Origin of the sequence: Kushneria aurantia DSM 21353, from assembly GCF_000382245.1 — a bacterium.
Taxonomy (GTDB): domain Bacteria; phylum Pseudomonadota; class Gammaproteobacteria; order Pseudomonadales; family Halomonadaceae; genus Kushneria; species Kushneria aurantia.
In genome coordinates, this window is the sequence record NZ_KB907897.1 from 1 (window position 1) to 22,088 (window position 22,088).

Below are 22,088 nucleotides of genomic sequence, written 5' to 3' on the forward strand. Positions count from 1 at the left end.
GTCGAACCGGTCTTCGGCATCATCAAGTCGGTACTCGGTTTTCGTCAGTTCTCGCTGCGCGGACTGAACCGGGTGAGCGGCGAATGGACGCTGGTGTGCCTGGCGTGGAATCTGAAACGCATGGCCGTATTGCGCCCGACATCCGCCCGAAAGGCCTGAAAAGCGAGCGGCAGGGTGCGTTTTCAGGATATTGGGCGTAAAAAGACGTCATTATGCGCCGCTGCGCACCATGCTGGTGCAAAAATCTGCCGGGGCGGGTCGCACGCCTCACCTGCCGACGGCAAGCCCGACAGGCTGCTAGCCCATCAATTCGCGAGCGCTTGTCGAAAGTCAGCTGCCAGTCGATAAGCCGCCCGGAGAGGGCGCGCCTCACTTCACCCACCCGCGAGCACATGCGCGCCGGATTCATGTTGCTGCCGTAGGCGAAGTAATACTCGACCGATAACGTCTCGCTGCCGGCCATGCTCATTGCGGCGTCTCGCGCAGCGCACCGCTGACCAGCACGCTATCGACATCGCGCAGCGCTTCCAGAATCGGCAAACGTACGCTGGTGCGCTGCTCTTTCAGATAGAGCTCCGCCGCCGGCGTAATCTCGGCGTTATCGGGCAGCGGACGGTTGGCATCCATCAACGCCTGCAGGCGCGGCACCATTACAAAGCGCAGCCACTGGCCCATCTCCATGGTATCGACGCAGAAAGGCTGCTGGCTCTCGAATGCCGCCGGCGCCGGACTGGGTTGTTTCCACAGGTCGCCGGCGCGCATGGCCGACTCCAGCCGCGCCAGGGCTACCGTTAAAGATTCATATTGAGTCATGGCATTTCCCGTGGCTCATTGGCAAAAGTGGCGTTCTATCAATGTGCACATTTTAACAGATCGCCGACAGTCGCCGCTTTTGCACAGACTGTCCGTTTTTGCACAGATTGTCTGAATGAGCATGTGGAAAAGTGCTGGATAAGCCTGCCCGAGGCGGTCGTCACGCCGTCGGGCGGCGACTGATCAAATTTTAACCAGGCATAGCAGTGGCAGCGCTGTTAACATCGGTCTACATTGCGCTCGCCAACCGGGTAGACAATGGCAACCCAAAGCAGCAGGACTCTTTTCATGCCGACACCCACCATTACCGCCCTGCTCGCCGATACCGAGCCGCGTCTTTATCACCTTGGGCGACGCGTCGAACCCTGCCCGCAGATCCATTTTCATCAGTTCGAGCAACAGCAGATCGCATGGCCCAGCCCCTGGCAGGGCAGTGCTCGAATCGCGTTGGCCATTACCCCGGCGCCCGAGCGCGATCCCATCATCTGGTGTCTGGCACTGCCGCTGGATGAGCAGTCAATGCTTATACCGTCCCAGCGTGACGCTTTCCTTGAGCAGTTACTGGCCGCTCTGCAGCGCGACGAGGCGGGACGCCTCGATCTCGAAGCCGCCGCGGGCACGTTGAAAAACGTCGCTATTGCCTTCCAACCCGATCAGCACCGCCTGGCACTGCTGCACGCACGTCTGTGTCACGACATGGGGCGATCGCCGAGTCAGCACTTCGAGGCTGCCAGGGCGTTTTTCACCACCAGCAAAAACGGCGTCGACTGGACCACTATAGGCCTGCAGGGCGTCGCCGATTTCGTGGTGCGACGCAGCGCCGATGACGAGGGGGCACTGGCGATACGCCTGTCAGACCTTGATAACGCCCCGCTGACGGCGCTGGGAGAGTGTCTGACCCACGCCGCACCTACCGAGGCGACGCTGATCGATGCGCTGATGGCCCGCTACCATGACGCCGTCAGCGAGGAGGACCAGGCGCTGGCCCAGGCCTGCTCGGGGGCGGCGCTGTCGAGCAGTGACGAACGCGCGGCGCAGTGGTTCGACTCTCTGCTCGAGCGCGACGTCGATGCCTCGATACTGGCGACCATGGCTGCTCGCGGCTGGCGGCACCTCGAACACGAAAGCCGTCCGCTACGCTACCTTGAACATATCGCCCGCCTCGATGAGCACGACTTCAGGATGCTGCTCAATGATTTGTGTCGTATACCGCGTCTTCGCCTGCCGATGATCCTGGCGCTGAAACAGGCACCAGCAGGGTCGGCGCTGGCGGAACGGATCAATGCGCTTCAGAGAGATTGTCATGAATGAACTACCCTATGAGCCGAGAGCCATCGTCGGCCGCCGTGAAATGGTGACGCTGCCGGATCTCTCTTTGCGGCTGGCCTGCAAGATCGACACGGGCGCACGCACTTCGGCACTGCATGCCGAAGGCATGCGCGCTTTCGAGGAAAAGGCACAGTGGTGGGTCAGCTTCGACACCTGGAGTGGGGATGACGACCGCACCATGCGGCGTATTACCCTGCCACTGAGCGACCGCCGCAAGGTGCGCAGCTCCAATGGCCACGCCAGCTGGCGTTATGTCATTCGGACGACCATGCTGCTGGGAACGCTGAAGACCGAACTGGATCTGACACTGGTCGACCGCAGCGCCATGCGACACCCCATGCTGCTGGGGCGTCGCGCCATGAAAAGGGTGCTGGTCGCACCGGGCGCTTCCTTCCTGCACGGCACGCCCTGAATACCGACAATACCGAGGTTCATCCATGCATATCGCCCTGCTCTCGCGCAATCGCAATCTCTACTCCACTCGCCGACTGATCGAAGCTGCCGAACAGCGCGGCCATTCCGTCAGGGTCGTCGACACCCTGCGCTGCTACATGAATATCGCCTCCCATCAGCCCTCTATCCACTATCGCGGCGAGGAACTTGAGCATTTCGACGCCGTAATTCCCCGCATTGGCGCCTCGGTGACCTTCTACGGTACCGCGGTACTTCGTCAGTTCGAGATGATGGGTACCTATGTGCTCAACGATTCGGTCGGTATTACCCGTTCGCGGGACAAACTGCGCTCGCTGCAGCTGCTGTCGCGCAAGGGCCTGGGGCTACCGATTACCGGTTTTGCTCACTCGCCGGACGATATTCCCGACCTCATCAAGCTGGTCAAGGGTGCGCCACTGGTGATCAAACTACTGGAGGGCACTCAGGGCATCGGCGTCGTGCTGGCCGAGACCCAGCAGGCGGCGGAGAGCGTTATTCAGGCCTTTATGGGGCTGAGCGCCAATATCATGGTGCAGGAGTACATTCGCGAGGCGAAGGGCGCGGATCTACGCTGCTTCGTGATCGGCGACAAGGTAGTGGCGGCGATGAAACGCCAGGCCGCAGAAGGCGAGTTCCGCTCCAACCTGCACCGGGGCGGTAGCGCCAGCAATATCCGTATCACGCCCGAAGAGCGCTCCACTGCAATTCGCGCCGCCCGGGCAATGGGCCTGCAGGTGGCCGGTGTCGATCTGCTGCGCTCGAGCCACGGCCCGGTGATCATGGAGGTCAACTCCTCTCCCGGCCTGCAGGGCATCGAAACCACCACAGAAAAGGACATTGCCGGCCTGATTATCGAACACATGGCCCGCAACGCCGCACCGGTGAAAAAGGCGCCGACACGTCCCAGGGGCTAACCGGGCCACATTGCGGAGAATAATCCCGATCTTCGCGCCGACGGGGATGTCGCAAATTTCGCCGGCGCGTTAGAATTAATTCTCATCCCCCGATTTTCGTTCCGGCAGCAGCGGAGATGGCGCCCCATGTTTCTCGATAATCGCCAGGCGGCGATGGACGGTCTACTCGAGGCCCTGGCCGACAGCCTCGACTATTTCCATGACAACGCCGACCGTCTGAATCGCGATATGCGAGAGGCGCTTTCACCCTGTTTCGGCGAGCGACGCAAGGATATGCGACGCCTGCAGCAGCAGGCACGACGCCACCTCGATCTACTGCCGCGCGATGCCGACGTCGAACGTGACGACTATCTATGGCTGTGGAGCCGCCTCAAAAGCTTCGTGGCCAACAATACCAGCGTACTGACCAACGAACTGCTGGAGCAGGAACGGGTGATCATGCAGTCGCTGTCGACGGTCATGACCCACTCGCTGCCGGAAGATATGGAGCCGCTGATGGAACAGTTGTGGAAAAACTGCCGCGCTACCATTCGCGTACTACACGACTATCAGCAGCAGAAAAAGCGATAGAAGCGATTGCTACCTTGAATAGCCAGTCAAGCATCGCACTTTCAATGCAGTCAGATCTCTTCAATTGCCTCATGTGATTCCGGCAACACCTGTCCGCCATCCACCACAATGGATTGACCTGTGATATAAGCAGCTTCAGCCGAAGCGAAAAATAGCGTGGCATTGGCGATATCCTCTACCCCACCCAGACGTTTGAGAGGAATCGCAGATGCCATACTATCAAGATACTCTTGTCCAAGCCCCGCCAACCCTTCCGTTATAATATTACCGGGCAGTACCGCATTGATGGTTGTGTTATAGCGTGCCAGTTCCATTGCCGCAGTTTTAAGAAAACCCATCTGGCCGGCTTTGGAAGCGCCATAATGAGCCCAGCCAGGAAAGCCGGTAATGGTGCCAGTAATCGAGGAAGTCACTATGACTCGCCCCTGCCCCGCCTTTTTGAATTGAGGAATACAAGCCTTAACGCATAAAAAAGTGCTTTTAAGGTTGGTTGAAACTACGCTATCCCACTCTTCTGGCTCCATGTCGACTATCCTGGTCTGTGGAAAAGTGCCCGCGTTGGCGCAGAGAATATCAACATTGCCAAAAGCCTTGACGGTTGCAGCAATCATTGCCTGAATCTGGTCCCAGTCAGAGACGTCACAACAATGCATTTCTGCAACGCCGCCAGCTTCACGAATTTCACGCACCGTGACAGCAGCATCAGCTTCACCACGAGCAACGACCATAACTCGCGCTCCCTTATCAGCGAAAAGACGCGCAATGCCCTTTCCGATTCCTTTCGAGGCACCGGTGACGATACAGCTCTTGTTATAGATACTGGTCAGCATGATGATGCTCCTGTAATTATCCCTGGATTGAGAGTCAATTTTACTGATGACACTTCGGTGATCATGGATCAGAAACCACCTGGACAGCAAAACGGCGGCTACGTAACAGGCGCAAGCTGTAAAAAATCAGCAGCGCGGTTACTAAAAGCAGAGCTGAACCCAGTACGGTCAGGATGCCGACGGCAGGCACTAAGGGTGAATAACCAGAAACCATCCTCGCGTAGAGCCACTCGGGTAATGTAGAGTCTGCACCCGTCGTAAAAAGTGAAAGCGGAAAGTTACCCCAGCTCAACAGAAATGCGAACAAACCCGCCGAAATAATACCCGGCATCAATAGTGGTAACGCGATCCGGCTCAAAATCTGCCAGTTACCGCAACCCAGATCGCGCGCTGCTTCTTCAAGAGCTGGATCGAAGCTATAAGCACGAATTGCAATAATCAGAGTGGCAATAGGGGAGACCCATACCAGATGGGCAACAATTGCTGTTTTCCAATCGGGCACAATGCCTACAGCGTTGAACCACATCAGCAGTGCCAGTCCCGAAACCGTCTGGGGAAAAAAAACAGGAAATAGAATGAGCTTCTGAAACGACAAGCGAAAACGCCACCGATAACGTGCAAAAGCCAGAGCGCCAAAAAAGCCAAAAATTACACTGATCAGCGTAACTATACTGGCTACCTTCAGCGACACCCAGAACAGGTTATGCACGGCATCACTCGCCAAAGCCTGATCGTACCATTTCATATCATAATTCCGAAGCGGGAAGGTCAGATAACGGCTACCGGAGACTGACGCAAAGCCTACCGCGACCAACGGCAGATAGAGAAATATCAGAATGGCAACACCGTGGATCAACAAACCCACACGAGCCAGGGGATGAGTCTGCATCAGCCTCTCCTCCCCATAATGGCATCCAGATCAACGCGCTTGACACCATAGAACGCAATGGCACCAATAATCATGACCAGCATAACAGCCAACGCCGATCCCAGCGGCCAATTCTGATTATAGGTAAAAGCAGTTTCAACATCGTCAGCAATAACAATCACGGCCTGTCCACCCAGCAGTCTGGATTCAGCGATCGCACCCGCTGCCAGTACGAAAGTCAACAGGCTGCCAACAACGATACCGGGAGCAGCAAGTGGAAGCTCGATCTCACGAAAAATGCGCGAACGTCCAGCACCCAGATCATGGGCGGCCTGACTCAGATCGTCAGGTATCATGGCAATTCCCTGAGCAAGCGGAAATAACATAAAAGGGAGATAAACATATATCAGGCCGAAGATGATAATCGGTACATCATAGAGTGGGCTTTCAAAACCACTGCCTGTCCAGTGACGAAGATAGCCCTCGAGCATACCTCCTTTCATCAAGGTGAGAACCCAGCCGAAAAGCCGAATATTCTCGGAAACGAAAAGCGATAACACAACTCCGAGTGTCAGTACCAATGTAAAGCGCCTGAAGACTTTGGCCATACCATAGGCTAGCGGCCAACACAGCACGAATAGAATCGCCGTGGCTGCCAGCGCCATACCCAACGACCATAACAGAGACTGCCAGTATCCTTGTTGAAAAAGTACCAGATAAGCAGAAAAGTCTGGCACATTCCAAAGCGAGAAGGCTCTTTCCGGCATTATCGAGAATACCGCCACGATTAATAGTGGCGCCAGAAAACTGATAGCCAATAGACCGATCATGGGTAGGGCGTAGAGGCTACCCAGACGTCGTTCCAGACGTTGCATGAATTACTCTCCCGTGATCAAGTGACAATGTTCCAGATTCCAGCCCAGCGTCACGCTACTTCCGATAGCATTGCTCAGACGATTTTCGCGAAACACCTCCACAATCAGGGGCTCAGCGCACTCAGTTTTTACTTCATATTGAACGCGTGACCCCAGATTAAACTCACTCTGTATCTGACCATCGACTTTAAATTCATAGCCTTCGCCACTATTTCCAGGGAGTCGAATATTTTCCGGACGTACGACCAGGGTTGCCGGCCGGGAATCATCCAGTTCCAGCTGATTAATAACGCGAGGCGAAACATTCAGCTCTTCAATGCAAGGAGAGTGGTCCCTGTTATTGACTGAAAAAAGATTGACCTCCCCCATGAAACCAGCCACAAAACGACTGACAGGATGTGCATAGATGGTATCGGCAGAATCAATCTGCACAAAGTTCCCTTGCTTCATGATTGCAATACGATCAGACATCCCCATAGCCTCCTCCAGGCTATGAGTGATATAAATAAAAGTTTTGCCGGTACGTCGATGAAGCTCTCGCAGTTCTTTCTCAAGTGTTTTTCGCAGACGATAATCAAGTGCTGATAGAGGCTCATCGAAGAAGAGGATCTCTGGATCAAAAGCCAGCGCGCGCGCAAGCGCAACACGTTGTTTCTCGCCACCGGAGCAGGCGGCTATACGCTTGTCGTAATAATAATCCGGTAACTGCAAAAGTGACATAAGCTCCAATGCCCTTGCCCTGCGATTGACTGCATCGACACCCCGAATCTTGAGCGGAAATTCGATATTTTGGCCTACGGTCATGTGAGGAAAGAGCGCCAGTGACTGAAAAACCATGCAAGTAGGGCGCCGATTGGCTGGCACATTGTCGATCCGTTTGTTGCGTAACCATATAGTACCCTCAGTGGGCTCATCCATACCAACAAGCAGCCGTATCAACGTGGTTTTCCCACTTCCGGAAGGTCCAACAATAGCGAGAAACTCACCGTCCGATACGTCGAGATCGATACTATCAAGCGCATTAAAATCGCCAAAACTTTTATGCAGACCGGCGATCCTAAGAACAGGATTATCTATCATACTAAATTCCAGCCACGAAACGATAAGATGAAGGTTATTCAAGAATCACGCCCGGCAACAATCAGTCCACCCGGCGTCCAAATCTGTCAACGCCTGGCTGCAGTATATATTTGTGATAGCTCATCGTAGGAGGCAACAGCCCGGTATTCCAGACTGCGTGATACCTCCTCTTCGAGACTTTCCCATTGAATGGCATCCAACTCATCAGAGCGCCATAGTTTGAAAGTATCAGGATCTCCCATCTGAGCTACCGGATTATAGGTCCCTTCGGCAAAGCCAACGGCCTTACAGACCTCCGGTTTTTGTACGTACTCCAGAAAATCCTCAGCCAACGTGCTTGGGTCAGGATTATTAACCCTTGAGGTCAGCTCTGCCCATACCACGCCACCTTTACCATTAACGGGCCCTGACGTCGGTGTAATAGCGTGTACGTTAGTCAGACCGTCCAGACGTGCCGGGCTGGCAGTATAAGTACCGCCGGTAAAGTAGGCATCGATTTCACCATTGATCAGAGCCATATTCATAGCTACAAGATCATTACTACGAAGTCGTGCTCCGGCAAAAATGGTTTCGGCAGTGTTACGAAAGGTCTCCAACCCCGATTCATCCATTGGCGCGAAGGGGTTCTGGTCACCGGTCAGACAGATATGGATTATGTTCCAGTTGTCGTAGGTCAGAACGCCGTAGCGTCCCTTCATTGCAGGGTCAAGAAAGAGTTTCCACCCCTGCTCCTCCGCCGTCTCACGACTGATCCTGTCAGTATTGACTACAAAAGAAAAAGGTCCGAAACGCTGCGGCATTCCGATTAAATCGCCGTTTTCGGCAAAGGCGAGCGGATAGGCCGGTTCCGAAAAGGCTGGAAGCATATGCTCGAAATACGGCATGAAGCGAGCCTTGTCGAGCGGTCTGATCAGCCCTTCGGGGTAGAGCTGACCACGCGCCCACGGCTGGTTAACGTTAATGAGATCCCAAACATTCACCTCGCCGGCGCGCAGCTTGTTGATCATATCCGGGTCCGATGTACCACTCTCGGCACGTACTGTGGCATTGGGATGCAATTCCCGGAAAGGCGATAGCACCGCATTGGTGTTGTAACCCTCCCAGCACAGGATGTTGAGGCGGTCACTCACCGCAGCATGGGCCATGCGACCCAATGGCCCCATGGCGGCGAAAGCCGCAAGGGCGGCGGCGGAGCGGTTAAAGTTTCGTCGGGTAATATTCATCGCATCCTCTTTATCTTGTTGTATCGAGTTATAACGACCTGCCGTGCTCATGAAGCATCCAGTGATTGCTGCCATGAACGCTGCTCACTGCCGAAAGCCGCATTATTGTCGTGACCACATCGGCTTTTACCTATTGGTACGACATGGAATGTGGAAAATCAACAAAAAATTTGGAAAAACCACAATATCGGTTTAGTATTTCTCACACAATGACAAACAGGAGCCGCTTATGGCCGGGCTTTATGACGATGAAATGATGGCGGCCCTCGAGCACGGCGTGCACGAGGCAAAAGCACAGTGGGGCTTGTCTGCGGAGGCGTCGATCAGGCTGCTGACGGTATCGGAAAATGCCACCTTTCTTGCCACTCCCCCTGGTGAAGGGCGATCCCTGGTGCTCCGGGTGCATCGACCCGGCTACCACACCTACAGCGAGATCGCCTCGGAACTGGCATGGATCGAAGCGCTACGCACCAGGGAGGTAATTACTACACCGGCACCAATTGCCTGCACTGACGGTAACTACATCGCCACCTTCAGGATGGCAGGAGAAACTCGTCCCATAGTAGCCTTCGAGTTCATGCATGGTGTCGAGCCCTCGACCAATGATCGGCTGCATGAAGGTTTCCGGCAGTTGGGCAGCATCAGTGCTCGCCTGCACCAACACGCCCGACAGTGGCAACGCCCGCCACACTTCACGCGCAAAATATGGAATTTCGAGACCACTCTGGGCGTCGCCCCACACTGGGGTGACTGGCGTGTAACGGCGGGGATGGCACAGAGCACCAGGGCGACACTGGAAAGCACCTGCGAGGTCATCCGCTCCCGATTGGCAGCATATGGCACTGATCCTGAACGCTTCGGCCTGATTCACGCCGATTTACGTCTGGCCAATCTATTAATGCAGGACGAACGACTGGCAGTTATCGATTTCGACGACTGTGGTTTCGGATGGTTTGGTTACGATTTTGCTGCTGCTGTCAGTTTTTTCGAGGACGATCCAATAGTGTCAGAACTGCTGAGCGCCTGGGTGTCCGGCTATCGCAGGGTTGCTTCACTAGCGGAAGCGGACGAAGCAATGCTGTCTACCTTTGTCATGTTAAGACGATTGTTGCTTACCGCCTGGCTGGCCAGCCATTCAGAGACCCCTACGGCGCAGGAAACAGGAGCCTCTTATATCGACGGTACACTTGCGTTGGCCGAGCGCTTTCTAACAGACAATTACTTCCTCTCTCGCCATTAAAGACACGGCTGCGCTCTGCCGGGCGAATGGGCAAGACCAATTTCACCATAGAGTACCATTACATGTCGCCAACCCAACCACGCCAGATTCTCGATATGAATGCCTTCAATCCCTCGCGAGACAGGGCGGGGGAGAACCCGCTTCTTGAGCGCCATCATCATAACTTTGGCGCGGCATCGGTGCTGTTCTACCGTGACCCCATCGAGATGGTGAGTGCTTCCGGTTGCTGGATGGAAGCAGCTGATGGCACTCGTTATCTCGATTTCTACAACAATGTCCCCTCCGTAGGGCACTGTCATCCCAGGGTAGTGGAAGCCGTATCATGCCAACTTGCCAGGTTGAACATTCACACCCGCTATCTGAACCAGTGTATCGAGACCTATGCGGAGCGATTGAAAGCAACGCTTTCCAGGACACTCGACAATCTGGTGATGACCTGTACCGGCAGTGAGGCCAACGATCTTGCCCTGCGGATCGCTGCCCTCAAGAGTGGCAACCGCGGCGTGATCGTGACCGAGAACGCCTATCATGGCAATACCGAAGCGGTCACTGCCATTTCCCCATCGGCACTCAAGCGTGCCCCCCTTTCCCCTCATGTCGTCACTGTGCCTGCACCGAGTGTCGATGCTTTCGGTAGTGATATCACTACTGGCTTTACCACTGCCGTGAAGCAGGCCATAGAGACACTGAGAAAACGCGGTTATGGGCTGGCCGCCTTCATTTGTGACGCTATCTTTTCCAGCGATGGCATTCATGCTGACCCAACCGATCTGCTGAAACCCTCAATTGCGGCGGTGCACGCAGCCGGCGGGATCTACATTGCCGACGAGGTGCAACCCGGCTTTGGCCGTACCGGCGATGCATACTGGGGATTCGAGCGCCACACCGTAACGCCTGATATCGTCACCATGGGAAAACCCATGGGCAATGGTTTCCCACTGGCCGGACTGGCGGTGAACGCTGACGCTCTTGCGTGCTTCTGCGAGGAGTACGGCTACTTCAATACATTTGGCGGAAACCCGGTAGCCTGTGCCGCTGGTCAGGCTGTTCTCGAGGTCATGGAAGAGGAACAATTACAAGCCAATGCACAGCACATTGGCGCTCATCTCGGAACCCGGCTCGAAGCCTTGCGTCACTACGACAGGCGCATCACGGCAGTGCGTGGCGCCGGGTTGTTTATCGGTATTGATCTATGTCATTCAGGAGAAACAGCAACCCCGAGCCCCGAGCTGACCAGTGCAGTGATCAACGGCCTCCGCGAACGGCGTGTGCTGATCGGCGCTGCCGGGCGTTTCGGCAACACCCTCAAGATACGTCCGCCGCTCTGTCTTGACGAGCAGGAGGCGGATTTCTTCGTCGAGGCACTAAGCGATACACTGGCCTCGCTTAGCGTTAAGTCTCGATAAGCCGAGGGCAGCTCAATCGTCACTGTTGGCAATACGAACGCCACGCTCTTTCAGTGTGCGCTCCAATGTGCTGCCCGTACGGCGCTCTGTTACCAGGGCATCAACCTCGTCCCAGCTGGCATAGCGGGATGTAAAGCGCTGATCAAACTTGCTGCTGTCTGCTACCACCATGGTTTGCGCCGAACGCCGGATCATCATGGCGTATACCTCCGCCGCTTCAATCAGCGCATCGCTGGGCCCTTCCTCGTCCAGACCGCTGGCGCCAAGAATTGCCCAATCAGCATGATAGGTTTCGAGAAAGCGTAGTGTAGTCGCGCCGTGTAGCGCACCTTCACCGGCGTGATAATCACCGGGCAGCATGATGACGCGAATAGTGGGATTGAGTGACAACACCGTCGCCACTCCGAACGAGTGCGTCAATACGGTGACATGATTCATCTCATAAGCGAGTCGACGAGCCACATGCATGGTGGTTGCTCCCGAGCCGATCATCACATACCGGCACCCTTTCAGCACCGGCATCGCCAGCCGGGCAATCCTGCGGCGCTCCTCGATCATGAGGTGATGGCGCTCATTCAGCACCGGCTCTTGAGTCGACTGACGCACGATGGCACCACCGTAGGTACGCTCGACCAAACCCTCGTCTGTCAGCTCGCCCAGATCGCGCCGCACCGTCTCGGCCGAGACGGCCAGATGTTCGGCAAGATCCGCAATACGCAGACCCGGGCGAAAATTGAGCTCTTCGATGATACGTCTCTGACGTATCTCCTTCTTGCTTGCCATATCGATTCCATAACCATTCGGGCGAGGCCCATTAGTCATTCGCTCCTGAAAACAGCAGTATATCCGGGAAACTTCGATTCAAAACTTCCACGCACGCCACGGCGACTCGTTTGACGCTCTGCTCTCGATGCCCAGTTGCTGACGCAGCGCTTCCAGCGCCGACGCCGCAGGCGCCGGCAGCGCAACGCGATTCCAGATCGGCACGGTCTTGTCCTGTCGGCCGGGCACTAAAATCTGCGGGCCGAGGAAATGCGGCCGGCGATCGAGCAGATAGAGATCGGCCAACATCGCCGTGCGCGCCAGCATCTCCCGCAGCCACATCCAGCGATCATCGATCAGCGAGCGGGCCCGGGTGGCACACCCTCTGGCATCGATCCCCAGCTCGCGAGCGATATACACCGCGCGCGGCAGGTGCCAGCGCTGCGAAATCAGCGTTGCCCTGTCGATGCCGAACACCCGGCGCGCGCGCGCCAGCGTGTCGAAAGTGCTGAAACCGGCGTAGTCAAGCGTCATGGCGCTGTCGGCAACGCCGGCCTTGCGCAGATCGCGCCACATGCGGATCGGTTCGTTGTAGTAGCGGCTGTGGTTGTCGCCTGAAAGCAGCAGATGATCCACGCGACCGCCTTTCCACAGCGCCTCGGCCAGTTCGAGGCGGGCCTGATACCAGGGGTTGGTGCCACCACCACGCAGGCCGGAAGAGGTACCGAACACGATGGCGATTTGATCGCCGACACACTGCGAGGGCCGGCTTTCGATATAGTCATGGGTGCGCTGCCAGACCCACAGGTTGGCCATCAGCAGCACCGCCAGCCCCAAAAGCAGTAGCGCAACGGCCGACTTGATGACTGTCCTGAGCAAGCCTTTCATGGTCGAACCCGTCTGCTACCGAGGAAACTATAGAAGCGAAAGCATTCCGGCCTGCCGCCGCAGGGCGCTCCAGCTTAAGCGAGCGCCCCTCTATCGACAAGTACTCGCGACAGCGCCCCGCCGGTGGAACCGGTCGGGGCGCTGCAGTTGGCTTGATAACCCGGCCTGGATCAGAACATATTGAGGGCCAGTTTGGCCTCGTCGCTCATCATCTCCCGTGACCAGGGCGGGTCGAATACCAGCTCGATGTTGACGCGGCTGATCTGTTCGGCGCCGAGAATCTTGTTTTTGGCATCCTCGGCAATCACATCGCCCATGCCGCAGCCCGGCGCGGTCAGCGTCATACGAATCTGCACCATCTTCTGACCGTCGATCAGGGTCGTCACCCGGCAGCCGTAAACCAGCCCCAGCTCGACAATATCGACCGGAATTTCCGGATCGAAACAGGTGCGCAGCTGCTGCCAGGCAAAAGCTTCCAGCGCCTCGTCGCTGGCACCGCCGGCCAGCCAGGGGCGCGCCGTCGGCTCGATGCCGAAAGCGTCGAGGTTATAACCCTCGATGAGGTACATGTTACCGCCCTTGAGTACCGACACCGAGGTGCCCAGCGCCTGCATGATCTGAATGGTGTCATCCTCATCGAGCGTTACCGGCTTGCCGAACGGGATCGAGATCGCCTCGACGCTCCGCTGCAGCGGCAGCTGCTCCCCCTTTCTGAGCGATTCGATACCTGACATGCCCCTATCTCCCCGCAAAGCCTGTGTCAGTCGCGCACCATGCGGATCACGCTGCCCAGTGCATCGACGAAATAGTCGACCTCCTCGGGCGTGTTGTAAGCCGCAAAGGAGGCGCGACAGGTCGCTTCCAGCCCGTAATGGTGCATCAGCGGCTGAGCACAGTGGTGGCCGGTGCGGATCGCCACGCCGTACTGGTCGATCAAAAGGCCGAGGTCCTGGGCATGGGCGCCATCGACCACAAAGGAGATCACCGCCGCCTTGTGCGGCGCCTCGCCGATGATGCGCAAGCCGTCGATGCCCTTCATCGCCTCGCTGGCCCGGCGTAAAAGGCCCTGCTCCCAGTCGCTGATCAGCTCGAAGTGATGATTGGTCACCCAACGAATGGCACGATCGAGTGCGATCACCTCGGCAATTGCCGGTGTTCCCGCCTCGAAGCGGTGCGGCGGCGCGGCAAAACGACTGCCCTCTTCAAGGCTCACCGTCTTGATCATCTCGCCGCCGCCCTGCCAGGGGGGCATCGCCTCCAGCAGCTCGAAGCGGCCGTAAAGCACGCCCACGCCGGTGGGGCCGTAGAGCTTGTGCGCGGAGAAGGCGTAGAAGTCCGCGCCCAACGCCTGCACATCGAGGGGCATATGGGCAACGGCCTGAGCCCCGTCGACCATCATCAAAGCGCCATGGCGATGCGCTACCTCGGACATCGCGGCGATCGGATTGACGGTGCCCAGCGCATTGGAGACGTGGGAGACGCAGACCAGCCGTGTACGCTCGGTGAACAGCGCGCGATAGGTGTCGAGATCCAGTTCGCCGCGCTCGTCGACCGGAATCACGCGCAGCGTCAGCCCTTTCTCCTCGGCCAGCAGTTGCCAGGGCACGATATTGGAGTGGTGCTCCAGCCGCGAGATGAGGATCTCGTCGCCTTCGCGCAGGTTGGCACGCCCCCAGCTCTGCGCCACCAGGTTGATCCCCTCGGTGGTGCCACGGGTGAACACGATCTCGCGAACATCCTCGGCATTGACGAACTCACGCACCGTGTCGCGGCTGCCCTCATAGGCCTGAGTGGCCTCGTCGGCCAGTCGATGCAGACCGCGATGGATGTTGGCGTTATAGCGCTCGAAGTAGTCCGTCCAGGCGTCCAGTACCGGTCGCGGCGTTTGAGTGGTCGCCGCGTTATCCAGATAGACCAGCGGTCTGTCGCCGTGCAGACGACGCGAAAGCACCGGAAACTCGGCGCGTAGCGCCTCGACATCCAGCCTGAGTTCGTCGCTCATGCTCATTTTACCGGCTCTCTTCCACCAGGCTTTCAAGGTTGAAACGCTCGGGCAGCTTGCCGGCTACCGTGCGCTCGACACGATCGGTTACCGCAGTGTGGCGAATACGCTGCATCACTTCAGTGGCAAAGGCCAGCGTCAGCAGGCCTCGCGCCATTTGCTCATCGATACCCCGTGCGCGCAGAGCGAAGATGGCGTTCTCATCGAGCTGACCGGTGGTCGTGCCGTGGGAACACTGCACATCGTCGGCGTAGATCTCAAGCTCCGGCTTGGTATCGATCTCGGCACGATCGGATAACAGCAGGTTGGCGTTGTTCTGGTAGCCCAGTACCTGCTGCGCGTCGCGCTTGATATACACCCGGCCGTTGAACACGCCGCGCGCCCGGCCATCGAGAATCCCCTTGTAGTTCTCGTTGGAGTAAGTGCGCGGCGCGTTGTGGTTAACCTTGGTGTGATTATCGATATGCTGACGCTCCTGACCGAAAAACAGGCCGAGAAAGTCCGCCGTGGCGTTCTCGTCGTTCAGGTCAGTCATCAGGTCGTTACGCACCACGGCACCGCCCAGGTTCAGATTGTGGGAAGTGAAATGGCTGTCACGCCCCTGATCGATCTGGATACTTGCCACGTGGTATTCGCTCTGGCTGGCCTCCTGCAGCTTGTAGTGCGACAGTCGCGAGGCCTTCGCCATGCGAATCTCGGTCAGCGCATTGGTCAGGTTGGCCGCACCCTGCTGCCCCACGTAGTGCTCGATAACGGTAGCCTCGCTCTCCTGCTCGCAATCGACGAGGATACGCGGATGGCTCATCACCGGAGTATCGCCGCGCCGCGACACGAACAGCAGGTAGAGCGGTTTGTCGAGCGCCCTGCCACGACCGATGCGCAGCAGCGCACCTTCTCCGGTCAGTGCGGTATTGAGCGCCGAAAAGGCGGAGAATTCGATACCGGTCAGACGGCCCAGCTGCTCGCGTACGGCCTGCTGGTCATCGCTCAGTGCCTGCGACAGCGGTGCCATCGTCACCCCTTCGGGAAGGGATTCGAGATCCGACAGCCTCGGGCTGAAGATACCGTCGACGAAAACCAGCCGCCAGGCGTCGATATCGAGCTTCAACTCGTCATACAGTGCTTCGTCGAACTCGGCACTGTCCGCCACGCCAAAGTCGGCGGCGGAAAGTTTCGACATATCGGTATATTTCCACTCCTCCAGACGGCGAGTGGGAAAACCGACCTCCTCGAAGCGCGCCGCACCGGCGCGGCGCTGTTCGGCCAGCCACGCGGGTCCGGCCTCGGCGGCGCCGTTCAGGCGCTGCACAAGCGTCTCGGGAAGACTCATGCGGCAGACTCCTCCTCGGTCACCCATTCATAGCCGCGCGCCTCGAGCTCTTCGGCCAGATGGCGATCGCCCGAGCGCGCAATGCGACCGTTGATCAGTACATGCACCTGATCGGGAGCAATGTGATTCAAAAGGCGCTGATAGTGCGTCACCATCAGGATGGCGCGGTCGGCGCTGCGCAGGGAGTTGACGCCCTCGGCAACCACCTTCATGGCGTCGATATCGAGACCGGAGTCAATTTCGTCGAGCAGCGCCAGCTTCGGCTGCAGCACCAGCATCTGCAGAATCTCATTGCGCTTTTTTTCGCCGCCGGAGAAGCCTTCATTGACCGCACGCTGCAGAAAACTGGGGTCCATCTTCATGAACGCCAGCTGCTCCTTGACCAGTTTCATGAACTCCGGCGCGGGGATTTCGTCTTCGCCGCGCGCGGCGCGCTGGGCGTTGAGCGCCGACTTGAGCAGATAGATGTTTTTTACCCCGGGGATCTCCACCGGATACTGAAAACCCATCAGCATGCCCGCCTGGGCACGCTCCTCGACCTCCATCTCCAGCAGGTCGCGACCTTCGAAAGTAATCGACCCCTGCGTCACTTCATAACCATCCCGACCGGCCAGCACGGCAGAAAGCGTTGATTTGCCGGCGCCGTTGGGGCCCATGATGGCGTGTACCTCGCCCGGATTGATGGTCAGCGTGATCCCCTTGAGGATTTCGCTGCCTTCAACGCTTGCGTGCAGATCCTTGATCTCGAGCATATTGTCACCTGAATCAAAAAAATGGTGAGACATAAAGGTCCGCTGCGAATAAAAGCGGCGACCGACTGTCTGGATCGGGACAGCTTCTTCGCGAGGGCGCTATAAACCCTTCCCTGGGCGCTACTATCACCATCCATGGCGATAGACCCTCGCTCCGAGCTTATCCCGATGCCTGTCACTGAATTCCTGTAGTGGTTGTATCAGCCCACCTTTACCCCACCGAACCTTCAAGCGTGACGCTGAGCAACGCCTCCGCCTCGACGGCAAACTCCATCGGCAGCTCCTGAAAGACGTCCTTGCAGAAGCCGTTGACGATCATGCTGACCGCGTCTTCTTCGGAAATACCCCGGCTCTGGCAGTAGAAGAGCTGATCGTCACCGATCTTCGAGGTCGTCGCCTCGTGCTCGATGGTCGAACGGCTGTTGCCGATCTCCTGATAGGGAAAGGTATGCGCGCCACACTGGTCGCCGATCAAAAGCGAGTCGCACTGGGTAAAGTTGCGCGAGCCGGTGGCCCGCGGCGACACCTTGACCAGACCGCGATAGGACTGATTACTGCGTCCCGCCGCGATACCCTTGGAGACGATGGTCGAAGAGGTATCCTTGCCGATATGAATCATCTTGGTGCCGGTATCGGCCTGCTGGCGACCGTTGGTCACCGCCACCGAGTAGAACTCGCCCTTGCTTTCGGTGCCGCGCAGCAGGCAGGAAGGATACTTCCAGGTGATGGCCGAACCGGTCTCGACCTGGGTCCAGCTGATGCGCGAGCGATCGCCGCGGCAGTCGCCGCGTTTGGTGACGAAGTTGTAGATGCCGCCACGGCCCTCTTCATCGCCGGGATACCAGTTCTGCACCGTGGAGTACTTGATGTAGGCATCCTCCAGCGCCACCAGCTCGACCACGGCAGCGTGCAGCTGATTCTCGTCGCGCTGCGGCGCGGTACAGCCCTCCAGATAGGAGACCTGAGAGCGCTTGTCGCAGACGATCAGGGTGCGCTCGAACTGGCCGGTGTTGGCAGCGTTGATGCGGAAATAGGTCGATAGCTCCATCGGGCAGGTGACGCCCTCGGGAACATAGACGAAGGAGCCGTCGGTAAAGACCGCCGAATTGAGTGCGGCGAAGAAGTTGTCGCCACGGGGTACCACTGAGCCAAGATACTGCTGCACCAGCTCGGGGTAGTCGCGGATCGCCTCGGAGATCGAGCAGAAGATCACGCCGGCATCGAACAGCTTCTCCTTGAAGGTGGTGGTCACCGACACCGAGTCGAATACCGCATCCACGGCAACCCCGGCCAGCGCCGCGCGCTCATGAAGCGGAATACCCAGCTTCTCGTAGGTTTCCAGCAGTTTGGGATCGACTTCATCAAGACTCTGTGGGCGATCCTCGGGCTTTTTGGGCGCGCTGTAGTAGGAGATCGCCTGATAATCGATCGGCGGATAATCGAGATGCGCCCAGCTGGGTGACGTCATCTTCAGCCACTGATGATAGGCCTCGAGGCGCCAGTCGAGCATCCACTGCGGCTCGCCCTTTTTATGCGAAATAAAGGCGATCACACTCTCGTCAAGACCGGGCGGCACCGTATCGCTTTCGATATCGGTCACGAACCCCTGCTTGTATTCGCGCTGAGCGAGCTGCTCCATCGCTTCGGTTGCCATGATTCTCTCCCCTTCAAACGGGTAATACGGATTCTTTCGGTCCAGGCAGGTGTTGTTATGTGGTCATCTCAAAAGCCGCCCGGGCTTTCGCTATGAACCCTGCGCTTCCCTGAGCGCGACACTCTGAATCGGTAGCTGTACAGGCAGCTTGATGGGCGCATCGTGCGCCAGATCGGACAGCGTCACGCTGTCCAGCAACTGACGAATCGCCAGCGATACCCGCTGCCAGTTGTCCGCCACGCCGCAGCTGTCGATCAGATCGCAATCGCCTTCACCATGGCTGCACTCGGTCACCGCGATGGGGCCATCGATGGCGGTGATAATGTCGCGCACGGTGATGGCGCTGGCCGAACGTGAAAGACGGTAGCCACCGCTGGCGCCACGGCGCGACACCAGCAGACCAGCGCGCAGCAGGAGCTTGAGCGTCTTGCTGACGGTAGGCCGGGGAAGGCCGACACGTTCGGCAATGTCAGCAGCGGCATGAGACTCTTCGTCGTCACGCGCAATCTGCGCCATGATGACCGCCCCGTAATCGCTCATTTTCGACAGCTTCAGCATGTCGGCCCTCTGCGTCCTTATTGGGGACTATTTTAGTCCTGTTTACAGGCAGTGTGAACCTTGCACCGCCAATCGCGGCGATAGTTGTCATCATGGTGTCATTTTAGCGGTAAACGGCAGGGCGCAACGCTCTTCGGCACGGATACCGAAGAGCGCAGGGATCGACTATTCGTCGAAGGGGTTGCGCAACACGATGGTTTCAACGCGGTCGGGGCCGGTCGAGATAATGTCGATGGGAGTGCCGACCTGCTCTTCGAGAAAGCTGATATAGGCGCGCGCGTTGGCGGGCAGATCATCCAGCGAGCGGGCACCAACGGTGGACTCACGCCAGCCGGGCAGGTCGTGATATTCGGGGCTGATGGTTTCGTAGCCTTCGCTGTCCACCAGGTTGTCGATCAACTCACCGTCCTTGCTGCGGTAGCCGACGCAGACGCGGATATTGTCCAGCCCGTCGAGCACGTCGAGCTTGGTCAGACAGAGACCCGAGATCGAGTTGATCTGCACCGCATGACGCAGCGCCACCGCATCAAACCAGCCACAGCGGCGGGCACGGCCGGTATTGGAGCCGAACTCGTGGCCGTGCTCGGCAAGATGGCGGCCGTGCTCGTCGAACAGCTCGGTAGGAAAGGGGCCCGAGCCGACGCGGGTGGTGTAGGCCTTGGTAATGCCCAGCACATAGTCGAGATAGAGCGGCCCCACGCCGGAACCGGTAGCGGTACCGCCGGCAGTAGTGTTGGAGCTGGTGACATAGGGGTAGGTGCCATGGTCAATATCCAGCAGCGACCCCTGGGCGCCCTCGAACATGATGTGGCGGCCCTGCTTGCGCAGGTTATGCACAAAGGAGACCGTGTCACACACCATCGGCCGCAGCTCCTCGGCCATCGCCATGGCGTGGTCCAGTACCTGCTGAAAATCCACCGCCGGCTCGTTGTGATAGCGGGTGAGCACGAAGTTGTGATAGTCGAGCACCTCACCCAGCTTGCTGGCGAAACGCTCGCGATGCAGCATGTCGCCGAGCCGCAGGCCGCGACGCGCCACCTTGTCTTCATAAGCGGGACCGATGCCGCGTCCGGTGGTGCCGATACGCGCTGCGCCGCGTGCCTTCTCGCGGGCCACGTCGAGGGCCACGTGATAGGGCAGAATCAGCGGGCAGGCGGGCGACAGCCGCAGCCGGTCGCGCACCGGCACGCCGCTCTCCTCCAGTTCACCCATTTCACTGATCAGCGCCTCCGGCGAAAGCACCACGCCGTTACCGATCACGCAGGTGACATCGGGGCGCAGAATACCCGACGGAATCAGCCTCAAAATGGTCTTCCTGCCGTCGATTACCAGCGTGTGGCCGGCGTTGTGACCGCCCTGGAAACGCACCACCGCGGAGGCCGACTCGGTGAGCAGGTCAACCACCTTGCCCTTGCCCTCATCGCCCCATTGAGTACCCAGCACTACGACATTTTTACCCATTGCACTGTCTCATCTCTGCTTCGCAGGTCCCGTTCACTCCGCAACAGAGACCCCATTTCAAATTCATGCCAGCGGCTCGACCCGCCAGCCATCCTCGCCGCGCACCAGCTGGCGCTCGCAGAAGTGATCCTGCGCCGCAGTGGACTGCCCCGGCAGCTCCTGCACCACCCGCTCCCCGGCATCGCGCAGGGCAACGACCGTCGCCGCCAGCGCGTCGTCCTCTTCAAACGGCGCCCAGATACCATCGTAGCGCGCGCTCTGGTGTGCCAGTGAAGCAAGCTGCTTGAGATCCATGGTGCAGCCGGTCGCCGGTCGCGGCCGGCCGAAGGCGCGGCCGGTGTCATCGTAGCGCCCGCCCTTGACCAGCGCCTGACCGTAGCCGGGCACATAGGCGGCAAACACCAGCCCGGTGTGGTACTGATAGCCGCGCAGTTCGGCCAGATCAAAATAAAGCGTGACCTCCTCGAAGGCACTACCCAGAAAGTGCTGTAGCGCCACCAGTTGATCCAGCGCCGCGGTGACCGCTGCCGGGGCGTCATCAAAAGCAAGGCGCGCCTTTTCGATAACATCGCCACCGCCGTGCAGGCGCGGCAGTTGCTTGAACATGGCAGCGAGATCGTCACCCTCGATATAGCGCTCGATCAGCGCATCCACTTCGGCCACGGCCTTGCGCTCCAGTGCCTCGAAGATCAGCGCTTCGACCTCTTCGTCGAGGCCGGCTTCACCGGCCAGCGCACGGTAAATGCCGATATGCCCCAGCGCGAGGTGAATATCCTCGGCGCCGGCAAGGCGCAGACTCGACAGCGACAGCCGCATGATCTCCAGATCGGCCTCGATGCCGGCGTGACCAAACAGCTCGAGACCGGCCTGCACCGGGCTGCGCCCACCCTGATACTCATCGGCGCGCGCGCGCAGTACGTTGGCGCAGTAGCACAGCCGTACCGGCCCCGGGCGACGCAGCGAATGGGCGTCCATGCGCGCCACCTGGGGGGTGACGTCGGCGCTGGCCCCCATCAGCCGACCGGTAAGCTGGTCAGTGAGCTTGAAGGTCTGAAGATCGAGATCGGTGCCGGTGCCGGTCAGCAGCGAGTCGAGAAACTC

At 58.3% G+C, this 22,088-nt stretch carries 23 protein-coding genes; 7 read left to right on the plus strand and 16 right to left on the minus strand.

The genetic code is table 11. The features are described from left to right. Positions 1–159, plus strand: a 159-nt coding sequence (locus H146_RS20960; protein WP_019953048.1) for a transposase, incomplete at its 5' end; no start/stop codon positions are given. Between the two features lie 306 nt (positions 160–465). On the opposite strand, the gene H146_RS19770 is transcribed toward H146_RS20960, so the two are convergent. Continuing rightward, complete coding sequence (locus tag H146_RS19770) at positions 466–813, minus strand: YqcC family protein (RefSeq protein ID WP_033195835.1); 348 nt, start codon at positions 811–813, stop codon at positions 466–468. A gap of 288 nt (positions 814–1,101) precedes the next feature. Between H146_RS19770 and H146_RS0116825 the strand changes: the two genes are divergently transcribed. The 4 genes from H146_RS0116825 (at position 1,102) to H146_RS0116840 (ending at position 4,058) form a co-directional block, all read left to right on the plus strand. Beyond that, a complete protein-coding gene (locus tag H146_RS0116825; protein WP_019953050.1) occupies positions 1,102–2,124 on the plus strand; it encodes a DUF3549 family protein in 1,023 nt (340 codons plus the stop codon). Further along, complete coding sequence (locus H146_RS0116830) at positions 2,117–2,554, plus strand: ATP-dependent zinc protease family protein (protein ID WP_019953051.1); 438 nt, start codon at positions 2,117–2,119, stop codon at positions 2,552–2,554. The genes H146_RS0116825 and H146_RS0116830 overlap by 8 nt, the downstream gene beginning before the upstream one ends. Positions 2,555–2,579: 25 nt before the next feature. Continuing rightward, on the plus strand, positions 2,580–3,488 hold the full coding sequence (gene rimK / locus H146_RS0116835; protein WP_019953052.1) for a 30S ribosomal protein S6--L-glutamate ligase: 909 nt from the start codon (positions 2,580–2,582) through the stop codon (positions 3,486–3,488). A gap of 126 nt (positions 3,489–3,614) precedes the next feature. Further along, positions 3,615–4,058 carry a hypothetical protein gene (locus H146_RS0116840; protein WP_019953053.1) on the plus strand — a complete coding sequence of 148 codons (444 nt, stop codon included), beginning with the start codon at positions 3,615–3,617 and terminating at the stop codon, positions 4,056–4,058. Between the two features lie 50 nt (positions 4,059–4,108). On the opposite strand, the gene fabG is transcribed toward H146_RS0116840, so the two are convergent. The 5 genes from fabG to H146_RS0116865 all read right to left on the minus strand — a co-directional run bounded on the left by fabG (position 4,109) and on the right by H146_RS0116865 (position 9,009). Then, positions 4,109–4,888, minus strand: coding sequence for a 3-oxoacyl-ACP reductase FabG (fabG, locus tag H146_RS0116845; protein ID WP_019953054.1), 780 nt, complete (start codon positions 4,886–4,888; stop codon positions 4,109–4,111). A gap of 61 nt (positions 4,889–4,949) precedes the next feature. Further along, entirely contained in the window at positions 4,950–5,777 is an 828-nt protein-coding gene (locus tag H146_RS0116850) for an ABC transporter permease (RefSeq protein ID WP_019953055.1), read from the minus strand. Further along, positions 5,777–6,631, minus strand: a complete 855-nt coding sequence (locus H146_RS0116855) for an ABC transporter permease (protein ID WP_019953056.1) — start codon at positions 6,629–6,631, stop codon at positions 5,777–5,779. Before H146_RS0116855 ends, H146_RS0116850 begins: the two co-directional genes overlap by 1 nt. Before the next feature lie 3 nt (positions 6,632–6,634). After that, positions 6,635–7,711, minus strand: a complete 1,077-nt coding sequence (locus tag H146_RS0116860; RefSeq protein ID WP_019953057.1) for an ABC transporter ATP-binding protein — start codon at positions 7,709–7,711, stop codon at positions 6,635–6,637. An 86-nt stretch (positions 7,712–7,797) separates the two neighbouring features. Beyond that, positions 7,798–9,009, minus strand: coding sequence for an ABC transporter substrate-binding protein (locus H146_RS0116865; protein ID WP_211213359.1), 1,212 nt, complete (start codon positions 9,007–9,009; stop codon positions 7,798–7,800). Positions 9,010–9,163: 154 nt separating this feature from the next. On the opposite strand from H146_RS0116865, the gene H146_RS0116870 reads away from it, so the two are divergent. Together H146_RS0116870 and H146_RS0116875 are read left to right on the plus strand one after the other, a co-directional pair. Continuing rightward, the gene (locus tag H146_RS0116870) at positions 9,164–10,174 is read left to right on the plus strand and encodes a phosphotransferase enzyme family protein (RefSeq protein ID WP_019953059.1); all 1,011 of its coding nucleotides are present in this window, start codon (positions 9,164–9,166) and stop codon (positions 10,172–10,174) included. A 62-nt stretch (positions 10,175–10,236) separates the two neighbouring features. Beyond that, positions 10,237–11,580 carry an aspartate aminotransferase family protein gene (locus H146_RS0116875; RefSeq protein WP_033195839.1) on the plus strand — a complete coding sequence of 448 codons (1,344 nt, stop codon included), beginning with the start codon at positions 10,237–10,239 and terminating at the stop codon, positions 11,578–11,580. A gap of 12 nt (positions 11,581–11,592) precedes the next feature. On the opposite strand, the gene H146_RS0116880 is transcribed toward H146_RS0116875, so the two are convergent. The 10 genes from H146_RS0116880 to H146_RS19775 all read right to left on the minus strand — a co-directional run. Beyond that, positions 11,593–12,363: a DeoR/GlpR family DNA-binding transcription regulator gene (locus H146_RS0116880; protein ID WP_019953061.1), complete on the minus strand. Its 771-nt coding sequence runs from the start codon at positions 12,361–12,363 to the stop codon at positions 11,593–11,595. 78 nt (positions 12,364–12,441) lie between these two features. Then, positions 12,442–13,230, minus strand: a complete 789-nt coding sequence (locus H146_RS0116885; protein WP_156826878.1) for a SanA/YdcF family protein — start codon at positions 13,228–13,230, stop codon at positions 12,442–12,444. A 170-nt stretch (positions 13,231–13,400) separates the two neighbouring features. Then, positions 13,401–13,964 (minus strand): putative Fe-S cluster assembly protein SufT, encoded by a 564-nt coding sequence (gene sufT, locus H146_RS0116890; RefSeq protein WP_019953063.1) that lies wholly within the window; start codon positions 13,962–13,964, stop codon positions 13,401–13,403. Between the two features lie 26 nt (positions 13,965–13,990). Then, positions 13,991–15,238 (minus strand): aminotransferase class V-fold PLP-dependent enzyme, encoded by a 1,248-nt coding sequence (locus tag H146_RS0116895; protein WP_019953064.1) that lies wholly within the window; start codon positions 15,236–15,238, stop codon positions 13,991–13,993. A 1-nt stretch (position 15,239) separates the two neighbouring features. Beyond that, a complete protein-coding gene (gene sufD, locus H146_RS0116900; RefSeq protein ID WP_019953065.1) occupies positions 15,240–16,562 on the minus strand; it encodes a Fe-S cluster assembly protein SufD in 1,323 nt (440 codons plus the stop codon). Then, positions 16,559–17,314 carry a Fe-S cluster assembly ATPase SufC gene (gene sufC / locus H146_RS0116905; protein ID WP_019953066.1) on the minus strand — a complete coding sequence of 252 codons (756 nt, stop codon included), beginning with the start codon at positions 17,312–17,314 and terminating at the stop codon, positions 16,559–16,561. The genes sufD and sufC overlap by 4 nt, the downstream gene beginning before the upstream one ends. A gap of 211 nt (positions 17,315–17,525) precedes the next feature. Then, positions 17,526–18,968: a Fe-S cluster assembly protein SufB gene (gene sufB, locus H146_RS0116910; RefSeq protein WP_019953067.1), complete on the minus strand. Its 1,443-nt coding sequence runs from the start codon at positions 18,966–18,968 to the stop codon at positions 17,526–17,528. Between the two features lie 90 nt (positions 18,969–19,058). Next, positions 19,059–19,526, minus strand: a complete 468-nt coding sequence (locus H146_RS0116915; RefSeq protein WP_019953068.1) for an SUF system Fe-S cluster assembly regulator — start codon at positions 19,524–19,526, stop codon at positions 19,059–19,061. Between the two features lie 165 nt (positions 19,527–19,691). After that, the gene (locus H146_RS0116920; RefSeq protein WP_019953069.1) at positions 19,692–20,987 is read right to left on the minus strand and encodes an adenylosuccinate synthase; all 1,296 of its coding nucleotides are present in this window, start codon (positions 20,985–20,987) and stop codon (positions 19,692–19,694) included. A gap of 63 nt (positions 20,988–21,050) precedes the next feature. After that, on the minus strand, positions 21,051–22,088 hold a 1,038-nt coding region (locus H146_RS19775; RefSeq protein WP_019953070.1), incomplete at its 5' end, for an ATP phosphoribosyltransferase regulatory subunit.

Excerpts from the sequence above, each read along its gene's own strand:
- H146_RS19770 (WP_033195835.1), bottom strand. The coding sequence starts at position 813 with ATGACTCAATATGAATCTTTAACGGTAGCCCTGGCGCGGCTGGAGTCG.
- H146_RS0116825 (WP_019953050.1), top strand. The coding sequence starts at position 1,102 with ATGCCGACACCCACCATTACCGCCCTGCTCGCCGATACCGAGCCGCGT.
- H146_RS0116830 (WP_019953051.1), top strand. The coding sequence starts at position 2,117 with ATGAATGAACTACCCTATGAGCCGAGAGCCATCGTCGGCCGCCGTGAA.
- rimK (WP_019953052.1), top strand. The coding sequence starts at position 2,580 with ATGCATATCGCCCTGCTCTCGCGCAATCGCAATCTCTACTCCACTCGC.
- H146_RS0116840 (WP_019953053.1), top strand. The coding sequence starts at position 3,615 with ATGTTTCTCGATAATCGCCAGGCGGCGATGGACGGTCTACTCGAGGCC.
- fabG (WP_019953054.1), bottom strand. The coding sequence starts at position 4,888 with ATGCTGACCAGTATCTATAACAAGAGCTGTATCGTCACCGGTGCCTCG.
- H146_RS0116850 (WP_019953055.1), bottom strand. The coding sequence starts at position 5,777 with ATGCAGACTCATCCCCTGGCTCGTGTGGGTTTGTTGATCCACGGTGTT.
- H146_RS0116855 (WP_019953056.1), bottom strand. The coding sequence starts at position 6,631 with ATGCAACGTCTGGAACGACGTCTGGGTAGCCTCTACGCCCTACCCATG.
- H146_RS0116860 (WP_019953057.1), bottom strand. The coding sequence starts at position 7,711 with ATGATAGATAATCCTGTTCTTAGGATCGCCGGTCTGCATAAAAGTTTT.
- H146_RS0116865 (WP_211213359.1), bottom strand. The coding sequence starts at position 9,009 with ATGGCAGCAATCACTGGATGCTTCATGAGCACGGCAGGTCGTTATAAC.
- H146_RS0116870 (WP_019953059.1), top strand. The coding sequence starts at position 9,164 with ATGGCCGGGCTTTATGACGATGAAATGATGGCGGCCCTCGAGCACGGC.
- H146_RS0116875 (WP_033195839.1), top strand. The coding sequence starts at position 10,237 with ATGTCGCCAACCCAACCACGCCAGATTCTCGATATGAATGCCTTCAAT.
- H146_RS0116880 (WP_019953061.1), bottom strand. The coding sequence starts at position 12,363 with ATGGCAAGCAAGAAGGAGATACGTCAGAGACGTATCATCGAAGAGCTC.
- H146_RS0116885 (WP_156826878.1), bottom strand. The coding sequence starts at position 13,230 with ATGAAAGGCTTGCTCAGGACAGTCATCAAGTCGGCCGTTGCGCTACTG.
- sufT (WP_019953063.1), bottom strand. The coding sequence starts at position 13,964 with ATGTCAGGTATCGAATCGCTCAGAAAGGGGGAGCAGCTGCCGCTGCAG.
- H146_RS0116895 (WP_019953064.1), bottom strand. The coding sequence starts at position 15,238 with ATGAGCATGAGCGACGAACTCAGGCTGGATGTCGAGGCGCTACGCGCC.
- sufD (WP_019953065.1), bottom strand. The coding sequence starts at position 16,562 with ATGAGTCTTCCCGAGACGCTTGTGCAGCGCCTGAACGGCGCCGCCGAG.
- sufC (WP_019953066.1), bottom strand. The coding sequence starts at position 17,314 with ATGCTCGAGATCAAGGATCTGCACGCAAGCGTTGAAGGCAGCGAAATC.
- sufB (WP_019953067.1), bottom strand. The coding sequence starts at position 18,968 with ATGGCAACCGAAGCGATGGAGCAGCTCGCTCAGCGCGAATACAAGCAG.
- H146_RS0116915 (WP_019953068.1), bottom strand. The coding sequence starts at position 19,526 with ATGCTGAAGCTGTCGAAAATGAGCGATTACGGGGCGGTCATCATGGCG.
- H146_RS0116920 (WP_019953069.1), bottom strand. The coding sequence starts at position 20,987 with ATGGGTAAAAATGTCGTAGTGCTGGGTACTCAATGGGGCGATGAGGGC.